The sequence below is a fragment of the Methanofollis ethanolicus genome (genome assembly GCF_001571385.1).
Lineage (GTDB): Archaea > Halobacteriota > Methanomicrobia > Methanomicrobiales > Methanofollaceae > Methanofollis > Methanofollis ethanolicus.
Genome location: NZ_BCNW01000001.1, coordinates 836,295 through 849,032, shown reverse-complemented (window position 1 = coordinate 849,032; position 12,738 = coordinate 836,295). Strand labels below are relative to the sequence as shown.

Genomic DNA, 12,738 nt, shown 5'->3' with positions numbered 1-12,738 from the left:
GCTCAAACAGCGGCAAATTGAGAGAATTACATCTAAATATTCTCAGACCAGATGGTATATAGGTGGTGCTCCTCGCAGGAGGAGCAGAAGGCATGGTGAATTTTTGCAGGAGAGGGTGTAGTGACGGACAGGAGTTTTTCGGAGAACAATCAAAGAATCGTTGAAAAATTGAAGACCTGGGGGATGACTGAATACGAATCCAAGATCTACACATCTCTCGTCATGCTCCAGGTCGGGAGCGCCCGGGATATTCACGAACTCACCGACATCCCCCGCGGCCGGGTCTACGAGATACTCGGAGATCTCACGAAAAAAGGGTATATAGGGATTATACAGGGAAGCCCCACTCGATATCGGGCGCTGGACATCTCCCGGACTTTTGAACGGATCAAAAAGGACACGATGGGTTCGATCGATGAGATCAGGCAGATGCTCGAAGAAATCGAGAAGACGGCAAAGCCTGCGAATGTTCCGGGATATGTCGTTCAGAGCGAGTCGGCCATCGACAACCAGGTGAACGCCATCCTGAAACAGGCGAGGGATGCTGTGCTCGTCCTGTGCAATGACCCCGCGTTTCTCAAAAAATACAAACAGGAAATAAAATACACGCACACGAAACTCGACCTCAGGGTCGTCGTCGAGGACCCCGCGGACTATCCGGATATGGGTCTGAAACTCTATCGATGCGATCCGCTCATGAAAAAAAGTTTGATGGACGAGAAAATTTTCGGCGATTACCCGGCCAGGATACTCTTCGCCATCTTTGCAGACTACAGGGAGGACGTGATCATCATCAGGAGAGGTTCGTCTCTCGAAGGCCTTTTTTCGTCCGAATTTGTGATCACCGAGTACCTGCAGAGGTCCATGATGGAGAGGACCGAAAAGGCGTGAACAAAAAACCGAAAAAAAGAGGTCAGGCCTGTTCCATCAGCGTCTTCGAGATGATGTACTCGCCCTTCGCCTCGCGGGTCGTGCCGACGATGAGCCACTGCGTGTCGCCGTGCTCTTCGAGGACGCCCTGCGCCTCGATCGTCTCGCCCGCGAGCGCCTGGCCCGAGTAGGTGTGGGTGAAGGAGATGACGCGGGAGACGGTCTCGTGCTCCACCTCGTAGACGGCGGGCGCGTCGAAGGCGTGGGAGGCGTCGGTCACCGTCGCCTCGATCCTCGCCCGCCCGAGCACCGTCCCCTTCCCGGAGGGTGCCGAGGCGAGGGCGTCGTAGGCCCGCGTATAGAGGAGGTCGAAGTAGGTGCCGCCGAACTCGCCGCGGTTCCACTTCCTCCCCTCGTGGAGGACGAAGGCGTCGAAGGAGATCTCCGGGACGCGCTTCGTGTAGACCTTGTGCCACATCTCCTCGCTCATCGCCGGGACCCTCCCCTCGCCGACGAGGCGCTGCAACTGCGCCTGCGCCGAGAACCAGGCCGGCCCGTAGACGACCAGGTCGATGTCCGAGGCGCCGTTCTCGACGCCGATGAGGCGGGAGCCCGTGCAGCCCACGCTCCCTGCCGGGAGGTCGAAGAGGGAGAGGAGACGCTGCACCCTCTCGTCGCGGGACGCGATCCAGTCGATCCTCTCGTCGGGCTTGTAGACCCGCACGATATCCGCGGGCGGCACCCGGTGGAGGTCGGCGAGGTACTCGGGTTTGTGCTCCCTGATATACGCGAAGGCAGGCCCGAAATCGAGTTTGGAAAAGCGCCTGCCCGTGGGGTCGACGCGCTCCCCCGCCGGGTCCGGGACGTACCTGAGGACGCACCCGACCCTCTCCGCGTTGTCGTAGGCCGAGACGGCGTAGATCAGGCCGTCCCTGTCCTCGACGAAGTCGCGCAGCCTGATCGGCGTCATGCCATATCCCTGAGGAATGCTCCCACCTCCTCGATCTGTGCACCGGCGCGGACCACCGTCCTGTTCACCAGGTCGACGACCGTGCTCGGCGTCCCGGGCAGTCTGCCGCCGTCGATGAGGAAGTCGTGGGGGACGTGGACGTCGTTGACCGTCACCGGGTCGGCGGCGCCGTGGATGTTCGCCGAGGTCGCCGTGATCGGGGCGTCGAGTTCCCTGATGATCGAGAGAGGCACCGGGTGGTCGGGGATGCGGACCCCGATCCTGCCGGTGCCGACGGTGAGGATGTCGGGGAGACAGGACTTCGCCTTCAGGATGACGGTCACCGGACCGGGGAGGAAGCGGTCGACGAAGGCGTCCGCAAACCTGTCCACGCAGGCGACCGCACCGAGCATCTCGATGTCGGAGACCGCGACCGAGACCGGCATGGCCCGCGGGCGCATCTTCGCCTCGTACACGCGTTCGATGGCATATTCGGAGAAGGCATCGGCCCCGAGGCCGTAGATCGTGTCCGTCGGGTACACGACGAGACCGTCGTGCCCGAGCACCTTCACTGCCTGATGAATGACTGATTCGTCCATCTCAGAACTCCCGTCCGCAGACGCGATAGATATCGAAGACCGCACGCTTCGAGACGTGCATCACTGCAAAGACGCCGGCCTGGATCGGGTCGGTGACGACGAGGTCGGCGTGTTTCGGGACGCTCCCCGCCATCTTCAGGGCGATGACCGGGATGCCCGCGGCCCGCACCCGGTCGACGGCCTCGGAGATCGTCCCGCCCATCAGGGAACCGGCAAGCACGAGTATGGAGGCTCTCGGGAGGCGGGCGACGGCGTCGGCGGCCTCTGCAAGGTCTTTTTCGCCGACCAGGGGGATCGTGTCCACCGAGATCCGCTCGCCCCTGATATTGTGCCGGTCGGCCTCGTTCACCGCACCGAGCGCCACCTGCGCGACCTGGGCCCCGCCGCCGATGATGATGACTCTGGAGCCGAATATCCGGGAGAAGGTGTCGTGGGTCGAGACATGGCGAACGGTCGGGACCGTGAGGAGACCGGCGATCGCGTCCGCCATGCCGCCGGCGCACTCCACCTCGAAGTAGAAGAGCGCCTTCCCGGCGTCGGAGCCGGATGCCATGATCGACTGCTGGACGGTGAGCACGTTTGCCGCGTTCGCCGCCATCACCGCGGCGATGTCCCTGAGGACGCCGGGCTGGTTCTCGGCGATGATGCTGAGCGCGTGGAGTTCCACGATATCGAGCGATTTCAGATGTTCGGATTCTTCCATACCCGCTGAGACAGGCCCCGAACGGTGCCGGACCCGCCCCCTCCCTCTTTGAGGAGTGTTTGAACCCGGACACCATAAGGTGTGTGGTGCGGCAATTTTCCGCGGATCGGCGGATACGGCCGGAGGTGTGCGGGTGTGCCGCCTTTCACCGGCGTGGCAGAACAGGAAAAATGGGCTCTGGTGAATCGGTCATGAAACATTCGCTTCAGGAGGATCTCCAGAGCCGAAAAAACACAGGATGCCAGGCGTGGCGCCAGGGGCGTGGCCGTCACCCGATGAAAAAAGAGGATACCTCTGATACCAATCGCAGCGGCCAGGCCGAATGCGTTCAAATTGATGAACAGGGAAAGATACAATCGGAAGGTATAATAACGCGTCCGATAATCAAGGGAGAGATGTCTCCCCCATCCATAGAGATCAGCGACGAGGCATACAGGCGCCTGCTCAGTGCCAGAAAGGGAGAGGACGAGGATCTCTCCGGGGTGATCCTGAGAAAAATCCCCGACCCCACGCGGATCGCCGAGATCATTGCCGAGACGCATCCGGAGAGCGAGATTGCCCGTGCTCTCCGGAGGATCTACCGGGAACGGGACGAGTGAGGGCTGATAGCACCTCTTCCTCCCCGGTCCTGTCCATCATCTCTCCGAACCTTTCCCCCTTTTCTGCGTGGCAGGCAAAGTAGTCGATGGTCCTGTGGACGAAGGCCGGCAGGTCGCCGGGCGCGAGGGGACCGGCGGCGCGGACGCCTGTCCTGACGTGGCGGCCCGCCATGCCGCCGAGATAGACGACGACTCCCTCTGTCTCCGCCGTCACCGCACCTGCCGGGCAGACGGCGATGCAGTCGCCGCACCCGATGCAGGCGTCGGCCGAAAAACGGACCTTCTCATCGACGACGGCGACCCCGCCCTCCCGGCAGACGCGGGCGCAGGCGCCGCAGAGGGAGCAGGCCGCGGCGTCGAAGGCGGGGTACGCCTCGCCCATCAACCCGATATCGTTGAACTGGACCCTCGCGCAGTTGTTCGGGCAGCCCGCGATCGCAACCTTCAGTTTTCTCGGGAGGGCGCGGCCGCCCTCGCAGGCCTCGATCGCGCGGGCGAGGGCCTGGGTATCGACGATGCCGTGGCGGCAGAACGTCCCCTTGCAGGCGACGACCGACCTGACGGTTGCGCCCGTGCTCCCGACGGCAAGACCGGCGTGTTCGAGGGCCTCGACGGCGGCGGGGACGTCCTCGCGCCTGACCCAGGGGACCTCGGCATTGAGCCTGAGGGTCAGGGTGACATCGCCCCGCCCGAACCGCCGGGAGACCGCGGCGACCGCCTCCATCTGCTCAGCCGTCAGGACGCCTGCCGGCGCCCGCACCCGTATCGAGACAAAACCCTTCTCCTTCTGCGGCAGGACGCCGCCCCCCGTTCTTTTCGTCGTGCCGGTCATCAGTGATCCAAAAGGGTATGGGGCCGGAAGGGCATCAATCCTGCCCGCAAAAAATATAGTCCCGGACCCGGGCATGCACCGGACCGTCGCCGCCGAGAAACACCACGACAGGACCGAGGTGAGGTACAGGAAAGAAGGAGAACTGAGACGGCGGTGCTACACCGTCGAGGAGGTGACCGCCATGGAGATCAACGCCCTCGACCTCCTCGACCGTCCGGGGGACTCTGCCATCGACCCGGAGAAGAACCGGATCTACGAGCACTCTCTCTGAGGTCATCCCGGAACGGACCCGAACCTTCATGCACGCCGATGAAAGGACGCACATTCGGTTCTGAAAAATCGGCTTTGGAGAAATCCTCCTCCATCGGTTGATAGTGCGTGCTGATCCTCTGCCTTCCCGTTCGCCGGGGGACTTTTGCCCCCGGACCCCTGCTCGGGATTGGTCCCGGGAAGAAAGGGTCGGAGTCCTGGAAGAGGAGGCCATCCCACCCCTATCGTAATGGCAGGGGGTCTGGGGGGCGGCAGCCCCCCGGGACCAGACACGTCTGAACAGAATTTTTTCCCCTATCACTTCAGGAAGTACTTTCCCGCGAGGGTTTACCATGAGCATATCCCAAAACTGATCATACCCTCTGTCCTGTCGATGGAATGATCGGTATGTGGTTCTGAAAAATCCTGTTCTGGCGTCTTGTCCGGGGGGTTTCACCCCCCGACCCCCCCCTCATTGCGATAGGGGGAGGAGGACAATCTCCTTCATCAGGATCTCTGGTCTCTCTTCCCCGACCCTATCCTGTTTCGGGGGTCCGGGGGTGTCAGTCCCCGGCAGAGAGGTCGGGGAAGGCGGTGGTTTCGCACGGTTCTTCAGGGAATTCGGGAAGACATCGACCCGATCATGAAATTTTCTCCCGGTCCCTGCATGCAGAGAGGAGGGGAATGAACGAGAGTTCCGGGATGTGCTCTCCGGTCACCCCTGGTGGCCGGGGACCCAGCGGGTGTCCCCGCCCTTCACCGTCTCCTTCTTCCAGATGGGGACGCTCTCCTTGATCCGGTCGATGACGTACTCGCAGGCGGCGAACGCCTCGTGCCTGTGGCCGGCGCCGACGATGATCAGGAGGATGTTCTCCCCGACCTTCAGTCGGCCGGTGCGGTGGATGATGTCCACCGATTCTATGGGGAACGTCGCAAAGGCCTCGTCCCGGATCGCCCCGAGTTCGGCGCGGGCGACCTCCTCGTAGGCCTCCAGTTCCATGCCCTCGATGTCGTCGTCCCGCACCACGCCGAGGAAGGTGACCAGCGCACCCATCGACGGTTTTCTCGCCCGTGCGATCATCTCGTTCACGTCGAAATCGTCACGCGTCAGGTCTATCATGGACACACCTTCTCGTGCAGGTGGCCGCAGGCCGGGCACTTCGGCTGTCTTTCCATGGCGATCGTCTCCATCGTGGAGTTCGTCCCGTCCCAGAGGAGGAGACGGCCGGCAAGGAGGTCGCCGGCACCTGTCAGGTATTTTATCACCTCGTTCGCCTCCACGAGCCCGATCACGCCGGCAGTCGTGCCGACCACCGGGAAGGTCTCCTTCGGCGGCGCCGTCGGGAAGATGCAGCGGAGGCACGGGGTCTGTTCCGGGATGATCGTCGTCGCCTGCCCGAAAAACCCGGAGATCGCACCGTGGACAAGGGGGATGCCCCTCGCCAGGGCGACCTCGTTGAGGAGGTAGCGGGTCTCGAAGTTGTCCATCGCGTCCACGATCACGTCGGCGTCGCCGGCGAGGTCGGCGACGTTGGAGGCGTCGATGACGACCCGCGCCGTCTCCACCTCGATCTCCGGGTTGACGGCCGCGAGTTTCTCCCCGGCCGAGGCGACCTTCGCCCGCCCGACATCTCTGTCCCAGTGGAGGACCTGCCTGTTCAGGTTGGTCGTCTCCACGGTGTCGCAGTCGGCGATCCTGATATGCCCGATGCCCGCGGCGGCGAGGTACAGGGCGACCGGACACCCGAGGCCGCCCGCACCCGCGACGAAGACCGTCGCTCTTTTGAGTTTCTCCTGCCCTTCCTCGCCGAAGAGCATCGTCTGCCGACGGTAGCGTTCGCGTTCGTGCTCACTCAGCATCGCCGCCGGCCTCCTCGTGGGCGGCGTGACCGGTCTCGGGGCGGGGTTCGAGGCCATGTTTCCTCCGGTAGTCGTTGATCGCCGCGTGGATGCCCTCCTCGGCGAGGACGGAGCAGTGGAGTTTCTGCGGCGGGAGGCCCTCCAGGGCCGCAGCCACCGCTTTGTTCGTGATCTCCCACGCCTCGTCCAGGGTCTTTCCTTTGATCAGTTCGGTCGCCATGCTCGACGAGGCGATCGCGGCGCCGCAGCCGAAGGTCATGAACGTCACGTCCTCGATGCGGTCGTCCCGGATACGCAGGAAGATCTTCATGATGTCGCCGCAGGTCGGGTTGCCGACCTCGCCGACGCCGTCGGGGTCTTTCATCTCGCCAACGTTCCTCGGGTTCATGAAATGGTCCATCACTGTCTCGTTGTACATCATATACCTCCGTTCCGCACCGCATACAGGGGCGACATGCTCCGCAGTCTCTCGACGATCGTCGGGAGCACCTCCAGGACATGGTCGACGTCCTCGTCGGTGGTCAGGTCGCCCAGGGTGAGGCGGAGCGACCCGTGAGCCGTCTCGTGCGGGAGACCGATCGCAAGGAGGACGTGCGAGGGTTCGAGGGACGCCGAACTGCACGCGCTCCCTGTCGATGCGCAGATGCCGTGGGCGTCGAGCATGAGGAGGACGGACTCGCCCTCGATGTAGCGGAAACTGACATTGAGGTTGTTCGGGAGGCGCATCGTCGGGTGGCCGTTCAGGATGGTGTCCGGGATGGCGGCCAGGATGCCCTTGAGGAGTCTGTCCCGCATCGCCGCGATATATGCGGTGTGGCCCGGAATGTCCGCGGTCGCCATCTCGATCGCCTTCCCCAGGCCGACGATGCCGGGGAGGTTCTCGGTCCCGGCACGCCGCCGGCGTTCCTGCCCGCCGCCGTGGACGAGGCTGTCGAGCCGCGTGCCCTTCCTGACGTACAGGGCGCCGATCCCCTTCGGGCCGTAGAACTTGTGGCCGGAGAGGGAGAGCATGTCGATAGTGTCGGCCTTCACGTCGATCGGGACGGCGCCGACCGCCTGCACGGCGTCGGTGTGGAAGAGGACGCCGTGGGCGCGGGCGATCCTGCCGATCTCCCGGATCGGCTGGACGGTGCCGATCTCGTTGTTCGCGGCCATCACCGTGACGAGGATGGTCCTGTCGGTGATCGCCGCTTCGACGTCCGCAGGGTCGACCATGCCGTAGTTGTCCACCGGGAGGTAGGTGACGGTGAAGCCCTGCTTTTCGAGGTACTCGCAGGTGTGGAGGACGGCGTGGTGCTCGATCGCCGTGGTGATGATGTGGTCGCCCTTCTTCCGGTTCGCAAAGGCGGTCCCCTTGATCGCCCAGTTGTCGGACTCCGATCCCCCGGCGGTGAAGAAGATCTCGTCGGGAGATGCGCCGATCGCCGCCGCAACCTGTGCTCGTGCATGCTCCACCGCCTCCTTCGAGTCGTGGGCGAGCGCGTAGATCGAGGAGGGGTTGCCGAACTTTTCGGAGAAGTACGGGAGCATCGCCTCAAGGACGTCGGGTTTCACGGGCGTGGTCGCCGCGTGGTCCATGTACACCAGTTTCTTCATATCAATTGACCCCTGGCCCTGCTGCGGCGTCATCCGGGAAGGAGGATGGCAAAGTATTTTCGTGCAGGGCGCCAATTCACAATTGTGAAGTACGCACGATAGGTGCTCTCTTCCTGCGTATATACGTTGTGATAGTATGAAAGTACCGTGCCAGTTAATCGTTTGGGACGTGCTGCCGGCGATACGGGCGGCGATTGCCGGGGAGTTGATCGCGGCCGGCGTCTCGCAACTCGAGGCCGCCCGCCTCCTCGACATGGCGCCGTCCGCGGTCTCGCAGTACCTCTCCGGAAAGCGTGGCTACCGGATCGTCTTCGAGGACGAGGTGAAGGAGTCGGTCCGGTCCCTCGCCGTCGACCTGAAGGACGGAAAGGTCGAGGACCTGGGGAAACGGATCTGCGGCATCTGCATGCAACTGCGCGAAGGGGACAGCCAGTGCGGGATGGACGGGTCATCGGTCCGCGAGTGACCCCAGGAGTTCGCAGGCGCGGCAGAGGCCGCCGGTGCTCGGTTCGCCGCACTCGGGGCAGTACGATACCTCACCTCCCTCCACGCACCCGCCGACCCTCTCCCGCAGGCGGTCGTATCCCGCCATCGTCCTCTCCATCGTGCCGGGGTGGCGGTATTCGAGGGTGGAGAGGAGGTGGCGCACGTCTGACCGCAGGGCCTCCCCGGCGTACGGGCACTCGGGAAGGGGTGTGTAGATCCCCTGCACGATCCCGTACAATGTCACTTCTTTTTCCGGGATGTCCCGGAGGGGTTTGACCCGCGGGACGAACGCGCCCGCGTCGGGGACGCCGGTCCGCACGATCCGCCTGACGTCGCCGTTCAGGATGTTCATCAGGGCCGACTGCACCTCGTCGTCGAGACAGTGGCCTGTCGCAAGGCGCGTCGCCCCGAGGTCGCGGGCCGCATTCTGGAGGAGGCGCCGCCGCAGCACGCCGCAGATGGTGCAGGGGTGCTCGGGGCGTTCGCGCACGAGTTCGTCCAGGGTGCTGCCGCAATAGTCCTCGAAGGAGACGATGACGTGCTCGACGCCGCAGGCGGCGGTGATGGCGCGGGCTGTCTGAACCGTCTCCTCCCGGTAGCCCGCGATCCCCTCGTCCACGGTGACGGCGACGACCCTGACGGGTCGGTCGCGGAGGATACGGCTGAGGATGTGGAGGAGGACGGTGCTGTCTTTGCCGCCGGAGAGGCCGACGACGACGACGTCGCCGTCCTGCACCATCTTCCGCTCTTCGACGGTCTGCCGCACCCGGCCCTCGACCGAGGCGGTGAAGTGGCGGGCGCAGAGGCGCTCCCCGGTCCCGCGGAGCACCATGATAGGGGGTTCGGTGCAGCCCGGAGAGGAGCAGCGGCCGGTCTCACCCGCCATGGACAAACCTGATCACCCTGAGTTCGTCGTCGCCGCCGACCACGGTGTCCTCGGGTACGAGGGCGCCGTTCCGGGAGACGATCACCTCGACAGGATTGACGCCGAGCATGAGGAGGACGGCCTCGACGGTCGCCGCCGTCACCGCGATCTCCTCGGTCCTGTCCGGGGAGAGGTGGACTTTCATCATATCCTCCGGTCCTCGCACGTGGATTTTCTCAGCATGGCACGGTCTTTTTCTGACAATAGTCTCGGCATACCCGTCTCCTGTCGCCGGCATATTCACAATTGTGAACATTATATACTGGGGAGGTGGAAACAGATATACATTATGGTTGCCCTTCCGGAGGATCGGGAGACGATGGAGGAGAGACTCGTTGAAGAAATTCTGCGCCTGAAAGAGGAGAGGGACGCCGTCATCCTCGCGCACAACTACCAGATTCCGGCGGTGCAGGACGTCGCGGACCTCGTCGGCGACTCCCTGGAACTTGCGAGGGCGGCGACCGCCTACGACGCGGAGGTCATCATCTTCTGCGGCGTCGACTTCATGGCCCAGACCGCCGCTATCCTCTCGCCGGAGAAGAGGGTGGTGCTGCCGGCGGGCGACGCCTGCTGCCCGATGGCGGCGATGGTCACCGCCGGGGAGGTGCGGGTGCTGAGGGAACGCTTCCCGGACGCCGCGGTGGTCAGTTATGTCAACACCTCCGCGGAGGTGAAGGCGGAGAGCGACATCTGCTGCACCTCGGCGAATGCGGTGACGGTTGTCGAGTCCCTGGAGGCGGAGAGGATCCTCTTCGTGCCCGACCGGAACCTCGCCCGCTATGTCGCACGCTTCACGACGAAGGAGGTGATGCCCTGGGACGGGTTCTGCTATGTCCACGATCGGTTCACCCCCGAGAACGTGCAGGACGCCCGCCGCCTCCACCCGGAGGCCGAGGTGCTCGTTCACCCGGAGTGCAGGCCCGAGGTGATCGACCTCGCGGACTCTGTTCAGTCGACGTCGGGCATGGTGAGGCACGCCTGCGCGAGCACGGCACGCTCCTTCATCATCGGCACGGAGGTCGGCATCATCCACCAGATGCAGAAAAAATGCCCGGACAAGGAGTTCTACCCCCTCTCCGGGAGGGCGGTCTGCATCAACATGAAGAAGACGGACCTTACGATGGTGAGGGACTCCCTCGTCACCCTCGAACCGCGGGTGACCGTCCCCGCGGACGTCGCCGACAGGGCGCGGACGGCGATCGAGAGGATGCTCGCGGTGAGGTAAGGGGGAGAGAGATCATGACCGGGGAAAGGCCGGGTCGGACGTGTCGTGGATGGAGATCAATCGCCTTCCCCATAGTATAGACCGGGGGACTCCTCGCTGTCGCTCGTCGCCCCCGGACCCCCGATCGTAGGATAGGACCGGGGAAGACAGAACAGAGATCCTGAAGAGGGAGATTGCCATCCCACCCCTATCTTAATGGCTGGGTGCGAACGAAGTGAGCATGAGAAAACCGGAGGTTTTCGAGGGGTTGGGGGGGCGGCAGCCCCCCGGCAAGAGACACCGATCCCCTATCTTCCCCCGACCATCAGACCGGGAGGATACATCGCCGAAACTCAGAACCTCCGGTTCCTCATTCTCTTCTCAGAACGCGACATCGTCCCCGGCCTCATCACGGGCAGAGGAGAGGTGCGGCGCACGCTTTGCGGCGGCGACGAGGGCCTTCATCGTCCGTGCGGCGGCGGTCACGTCCTCCTGCCCGACGACTGCGGAGATGACGGCGACGCCGTCGGCGCCGGCGGCGATGACGTCGGCCACGTTCTCGGGGCCGATGCCGCCGATCCCGAGGACGGGGACGGGGACCGCGGACCGGATCGCCCGGAGGGTCGCAAGACCGTGGCCCGGACCGGCGTCGGCTTTCGAGGCGGTCGAGAAGGTGGGGCTGAGGGCGACGTAGTCGGCGCCGCCGGCGACGGCCTCCACCGCCTCCGCGACGTCGCCGACCGAGAGACCGACGATGAACCCCGGCGGAGCGAGGACCCGCGCCTCCTCCACCGGGAGGTCGGCCTGGCCGAGGTGGACGCCTTCGGCGCCGACCGCCAGGGCGACGTCCAGGCGGTCGTTGACGATGAAGAGGGCGCCTGCCGCGGCGGTGACCTCCCGGATCGCCCGCGCCTCCCGCAGGAGATCGGAGGTGTTCATCGTCTTGTCCCGCAACTGGACGACGTCCGCCCCGCCGGCGACGGCGAGACGGGCCTGATCGAGGTGGGAGAGGCCGCGGCCGACCTCGCCATCGGTGATCACGTACAGGTCGTAGCCCATCAGACGGCCTCCAGCCGCGCCCCCTCCACGAGGTCGTCGGGGGTCAGGCCGTAGAGTTCGTCGAAGAGGGCCGTCCTGAACGAATACGGCCCGCGGGCGACCGCGGCCGCCCTCTCCCCGGCAAGACCGAAGGCGGCGAGGGCCGCCGCGGCGCCGTCGAGGGGGTCGTCGGCGACCGCGACGAAGGACCCGACGACCGAGGAGGCCATGCACCCGGTCCCGGAGAGACGGTCCATCATCGCGTTCCCGTTCCTGACCAGGACGACGCGGTCCCCGTCGGTGACGACGTCGGTCTCGCCGGTCATCGCCACCACCGTGCCCGTGCTCCGGGCGCAGGCCTTCGCCGTCTCGACCGGGTCGCCGGCGAGGCCGCACGAGTCCACGCCCCGCACCTTCCCGCCCATACCGGCAAGGACACCGATCTCCCCGGCATTTCCTTTCAGGACGGCGACCTTCACCTCCTTCAGGATCCTCTGGACTGCGTCGGTCCGCAGGCGGGTCGCCCCGGCCCCGACCGGATCGAGGACGACAGGCACGCCGAGGTCGTTCGCCCGCCTGCCCGCGAGGAGCATCGACTCCACCTGGGCCGGGTCGAGAGTCCCGATGTTCAGGACGAGGGCCCCGGCGGCCGCGACCATCTCGCCCGACTCCTCGATCGCCCCGGCCATCACCGGCGCGGCCCCGGCAGAGAGCGTGATGTTCGCGCAGTCGTTGATCGTCACGGTGTTGGTGATATGGTGTACGAGCGGCCGTCTCTCCCGCACCTGCGAGAGGAGGTCAGCGCAGATCTTTGCGTCCATGGTTGTG

At 64.7% G+C, this 12,738-nt stretch carries 17 protein-coding genes; 5 read left to right on the top strand and 12 right to left on the bottom strand.

Annotated elements, in window-relative coordinates; translation table 11 throughout:
* The first annotated feature begins 120 nt into the window (after positions 1-120).
* The gene (locus MEFOE_RS04250; protein WP_268872609.1) at positions 121-891 is read left to right on the top strand and encodes a TrmB family transcriptional regulator; all 771 of its coding nucleotides are present in this window, start codon (positions 121-123) and stop codon (positions 889-891) included.
* A gap of 22 nt (positions 892-913) precedes the next feature.
* Here MEFOE_RS04250 and MEFOE_RS04245 read toward each other — a convergent pair whose 3' ends face one another.
* Genes MEFOE_RS04245 through MEFOE_RS04235 form a run of 3 tightly spaced genes read right to left on the bottom strand, consistent with a single transcriptional unit; the run spans position 914 to position 3,121 of the window.
* Positions 914-1,840: a nucleotidyltransferase domain-containing protein gene (locus tag MEFOE_RS04245; protein WP_067048780.1), complete on the bottom strand. Its 927-nt coding sequence runs from the start codon at positions 1,838-1,840 to the stop codon at positions 914-916.
* Positions 1,837-2,418 carry an L-threonylcarbamoyladenylate synthase gene (locus MEFOE_RS04240; protein WP_067048777.1) on the bottom strand — a complete coding sequence of 194 codons (582 nt, stop codon included), beginning with the start codon at positions 2,416-2,418 and terminating at the stop codon, positions 1,837-1,839. The genes MEFOE_RS04245 and MEFOE_RS04240 overlap by 4 nt, the downstream gene beginning before the upstream one ends.
* 1 nt (position 2,419) lies before the next feature.
* Positions 2,420-3,121, bottom strand: coding sequence for a DUF5612 domain-containing protein (locus tag MEFOE_RS04235; RefSeq protein WP_067048774.1), 702 nt, complete (start codon positions 3,119-3,121; stop codon positions 2,420-2,422).
* Positions 3,122-3,396: 275 nt separating this feature from the next.
* Here MEFOE_RS04235 and MEFOE_RS14360 point away from each other — a divergent pair, with 275 nt between their 5' ends.
* Positions 3,397-3,720 carry a hypothetical protein gene (locus tag MEFOE_RS14360; RefSeq protein WP_235809555.1) on the top strand — a complete coding sequence of 108 codons (324 nt, stop codon included), beginning with the start codon at positions 3,397-3,399 and terminating at the stop codon, positions 3,718-3,720.
* Here the strand turns inward: MEFOE_RS14360 and MEFOE_RS04225 are convergent.
* Entirely contained in the window at positions 3,647-4,552 is a 906-nt protein-coding gene (locus tag MEFOE_RS04225) for a 4Fe-4S dicluster domain-containing protein (RefSeq protein ID WP_083523327.1), read from the bottom strand. The genes MEFOE_RS14360 and MEFOE_RS04225 overlap by 74 nt on opposite strands.
* Before the next feature lie 73 nt (positions 4,553-4,625).
* Here MEFOE_RS04225 and MEFOE_RS04220 point away from each other — a divergent pair, with 73 nt between their 5' ends.
* Complete coding sequence (locus tag MEFOE_RS04220) at positions 4,626-4,823, top strand: hypothetical protein (RefSeq protein ID WP_067048768.1); 198 nt, start codon at positions 4,626-4,628, stop codon at positions 4,821-4,823.
* Positions 4,824-5,516: 693 nt separating this feature from the next.
* Here MEFOE_RS04220 and MEFOE_RS04215 read toward each other — a convergent pair.
* From MEFOE_RS04215 to nifS, 4 genes are read right to left on the bottom strand one after another with little or no spacing between them, the layout of a single operon-like run.
* Positions 5,517-5,921: a molybdenum cofactor biosynthesis protein MoaE gene (locus MEFOE_RS04215; protein ID WP_067048764.1), complete on the bottom strand. Its 405-nt coding sequence runs from the start codon at positions 5,919-5,921 to the stop codon at positions 5,517-5,519.
* Positions 5,918-6,661 (bottom strand): HesA/MoeB/ThiF family protein, encoded by a 744-nt coding sequence (locus MEFOE_RS04210; RefSeq protein ID WP_067052951.1) that lies wholly within the window; start codon positions 6,659-6,661, stop codon positions 5,918-5,920. The genes MEFOE_RS04215 and MEFOE_RS04210 overlap by 4 nt, the downstream gene beginning before the upstream one ends.
* Complete coding sequence (nifU, locus tag MEFOE_RS04205) at positions 6,651-7,079, bottom strand: Fe-S cluster assembly scaffold protein NifU (protein WP_201785176.1); 429 nt, start codon at positions 7,077-7,079, stop codon at positions 6,651-6,653. Before nifU ends, MEFOE_RS04210 begins: the two co-directional genes overlap by 11 nt.
* Positions 7,079-8,290, bottom strand: a complete 1,212-nt coding sequence (nifS, locus tag MEFOE_RS04200) for a cysteine desulfurase NifS (protein WP_328585438.1) — start codon at positions 8,288-8,290, stop codon at positions 7,079-7,081. The genes nifU and nifS overlap by 1 nt, the downstream gene beginning before the upstream one ends.
* Positions 8,291-8,393: 103 nt before the next feature.
* Here nifS and MEFOE_RS04195 point away from each other — a divergent pair, with 103 nt between their 5' ends.
* A complete protein-coding gene (locus tag MEFOE_RS04195; protein ID WP_067048761.1) occupies positions 8,394-8,723 on the top strand; it encodes a transcriptional regulator in 330 nt (109 codons plus the stop codon).
* On the opposite strand, the gene MEFOE_RS04190 is transcribed toward MEFOE_RS04195, so the two are convergent.
* Together MEFOE_RS04190 and MEFOE_RS13625 are read right to left on the bottom strand one after the other, a co-directional pair.
* Entirely contained in the window at positions 8,706-9,629 is a 924-nt protein-coding gene (locus MEFOE_RS04190) for a TIGR00269 family protein (protein WP_067048758.1), read from the bottom strand. The genes MEFOE_RS04195 and MEFOE_RS04190 overlap by 18 nt on opposite strands.
* Entirely contained in the window at positions 9,619-9,816 is a 198-nt protein-coding gene (locus tag MEFOE_RS13625; protein ID WP_153015866.1) for a MoaD/ThiS family protein, read from the bottom strand. The genes MEFOE_RS04190 and MEFOE_RS13625 overlap by 11 nt, the downstream gene beginning before the upstream one ends.
* A 141-nt stretch (positions 9,817-9,957) precedes the next feature.
* Between MEFOE_RS13625 and nadA the strand changes: the two genes are divergently transcribed.
* Positions 9,958-10,893, top strand: a complete 936-nt coding sequence (gene nadA, locus MEFOE_RS04180) for a quinolinate synthase NadA (RefSeq protein WP_235809554.1) — start codon at positions 9,958-9,960, stop codon at positions 10,891-10,893.
* A gap of 360 nt (positions 10,894-11,253) precedes the next feature.
* Here nadA and thiE read toward each other — a convergent pair whose 3' ends face one another.
* Together thiE and thiM are read right to left on the bottom strand one after the other, a co-directional pair.
* Complete coding sequence (thiE, locus tag MEFOE_RS04175; RefSeq protein WP_067048751.1) at positions 11,254-11,931, bottom strand: thiamine phosphate synthase; 678 nt, start codon at positions 11,929-11,931, stop codon at positions 11,254-11,256.
* The gene (gene thiM, locus MEFOE_RS04170; protein WP_067048748.1) at positions 11,931-12,731 is read right to left on the bottom strand and encodes a hydroxyethylthiazole kinase; all 801 of its coding nucleotides are present in this window, start codon (positions 12,729-12,731) and stop codon (positions 11,931-11,933) included. The genes thiE and thiM overlap by 1 nt, the downstream gene beginning before the upstream one ends.
* Positions 12,732-12,738 lie beyond the last annotated feature (7 nt).

Bases quoted from the DNA above. Each gene is read 5' to 3' on its own strand.
- MEFOE_RS04195 (WP_067048761.1), top strand. From the start codon at position 8,394: ATGAAAGTACCGTGCCAGTTAATCGTTTGGGACGTGCTGCCGGCGATA.
- MEFOE_RS04235 (WP_067048774.1), bottom strand. From the start codon at position 3,121: ATGGAAGAATCCGAACATCTGAAATCGCTCGATATCGTGGAACTCCAC.
- MEFOE_RS04210 (WP_067052951.1), bottom strand. From the start codon at position 6,661: ATGCTGAGTGAGCACGAACGCGAACGCTACCGTCGGCAGACGATGCTC.
- MEFOE_RS14360 (WP_235809555.1), top strand. From the start codon at position 3,397: ATGAAAAAAGAGGATACCTCTGATACCAATCGCAGCGGCCAGGCCGAA.
- MEFOE_RS04240 (WP_067048777.1), bottom strand. From the start codon at position 2,418: ATGGACGAATCAGTCATTCATCAGGCAGTGAAGGTGCTCGGGCACGAC.
- nadA (WP_235809554.1), top strand. From the start codon at position 9,958: ATGGTTGCCCTTCCGGAGGATCGGGAGACGATGGAGGAGAGACTCGTT.
- MEFOE_RS04225 (WP_083523327.1), bottom strand. From the start codon at position 4,552: ATGACCGGCACGACGAAAAGAACGGGGGGCGGCGTCCTGCCGCAGAAG.
- thiE (WP_067048751.1), bottom strand. From the start codon at position 11,931: ATGGGCTACGACCTGTACGTGATCACCGATGGCGAGGTCGGCCGCGGC.
- MEFOE_RS04245 (WP_067048780.1), bottom strand. From the start codon at position 1,840: ATGACGCCGATCAGGCTGCGCGACTTCGTCGAGGACAGGGACGGCCTG.
- MEFOE_RS04215 (WP_067048764.1), bottom strand. From the start codon at position 5,921: ATGATAGACCTGACGCGTGACGATTTCGACGTGAACGAGATGATCGCA.
- nifS (WP_328585438.1), bottom strand. From the start codon at position 8,290: ATGACGCCGCAGCAGGGCCAGGGGTCAATTGATATGAAGAAACTGGTG.
- MEFOE_RS04190 (WP_067048758.1), bottom strand. From the start codon at position 9,629: ATGGCGGGTGAGACCGGCCGCTGCTCCTCTCCGGGCTGCACCGAACCC.
- thiM (WP_067048748.1), bottom strand. From the start codon at position 12,731: ATGGACGCAAAGATCTGCGCTGACCTCCTCTCGCAGGTGCGGGAGAGA.
- MEFOE_RS04220 (WP_067048768.1), top strand. From the start codon at position 4,626: ATGCACCGGACCGTCGCCGCCGAGAAACACCACGACAGGACCGAGGTG.
- MEFOE_RS13625 (WP_153015866.1), bottom strand. From the start codon at position 9,816: ATGATGAAAGTCCACCTCTCCCCGGACAGGACCGAGGAGATCGCGGTG.
- nifU (WP_201785176.1), bottom strand. From the start codon at position 7,079: ATGTACAACGAGACAGTGATGGACCATTTCATGAACCCGAGGAACGTT.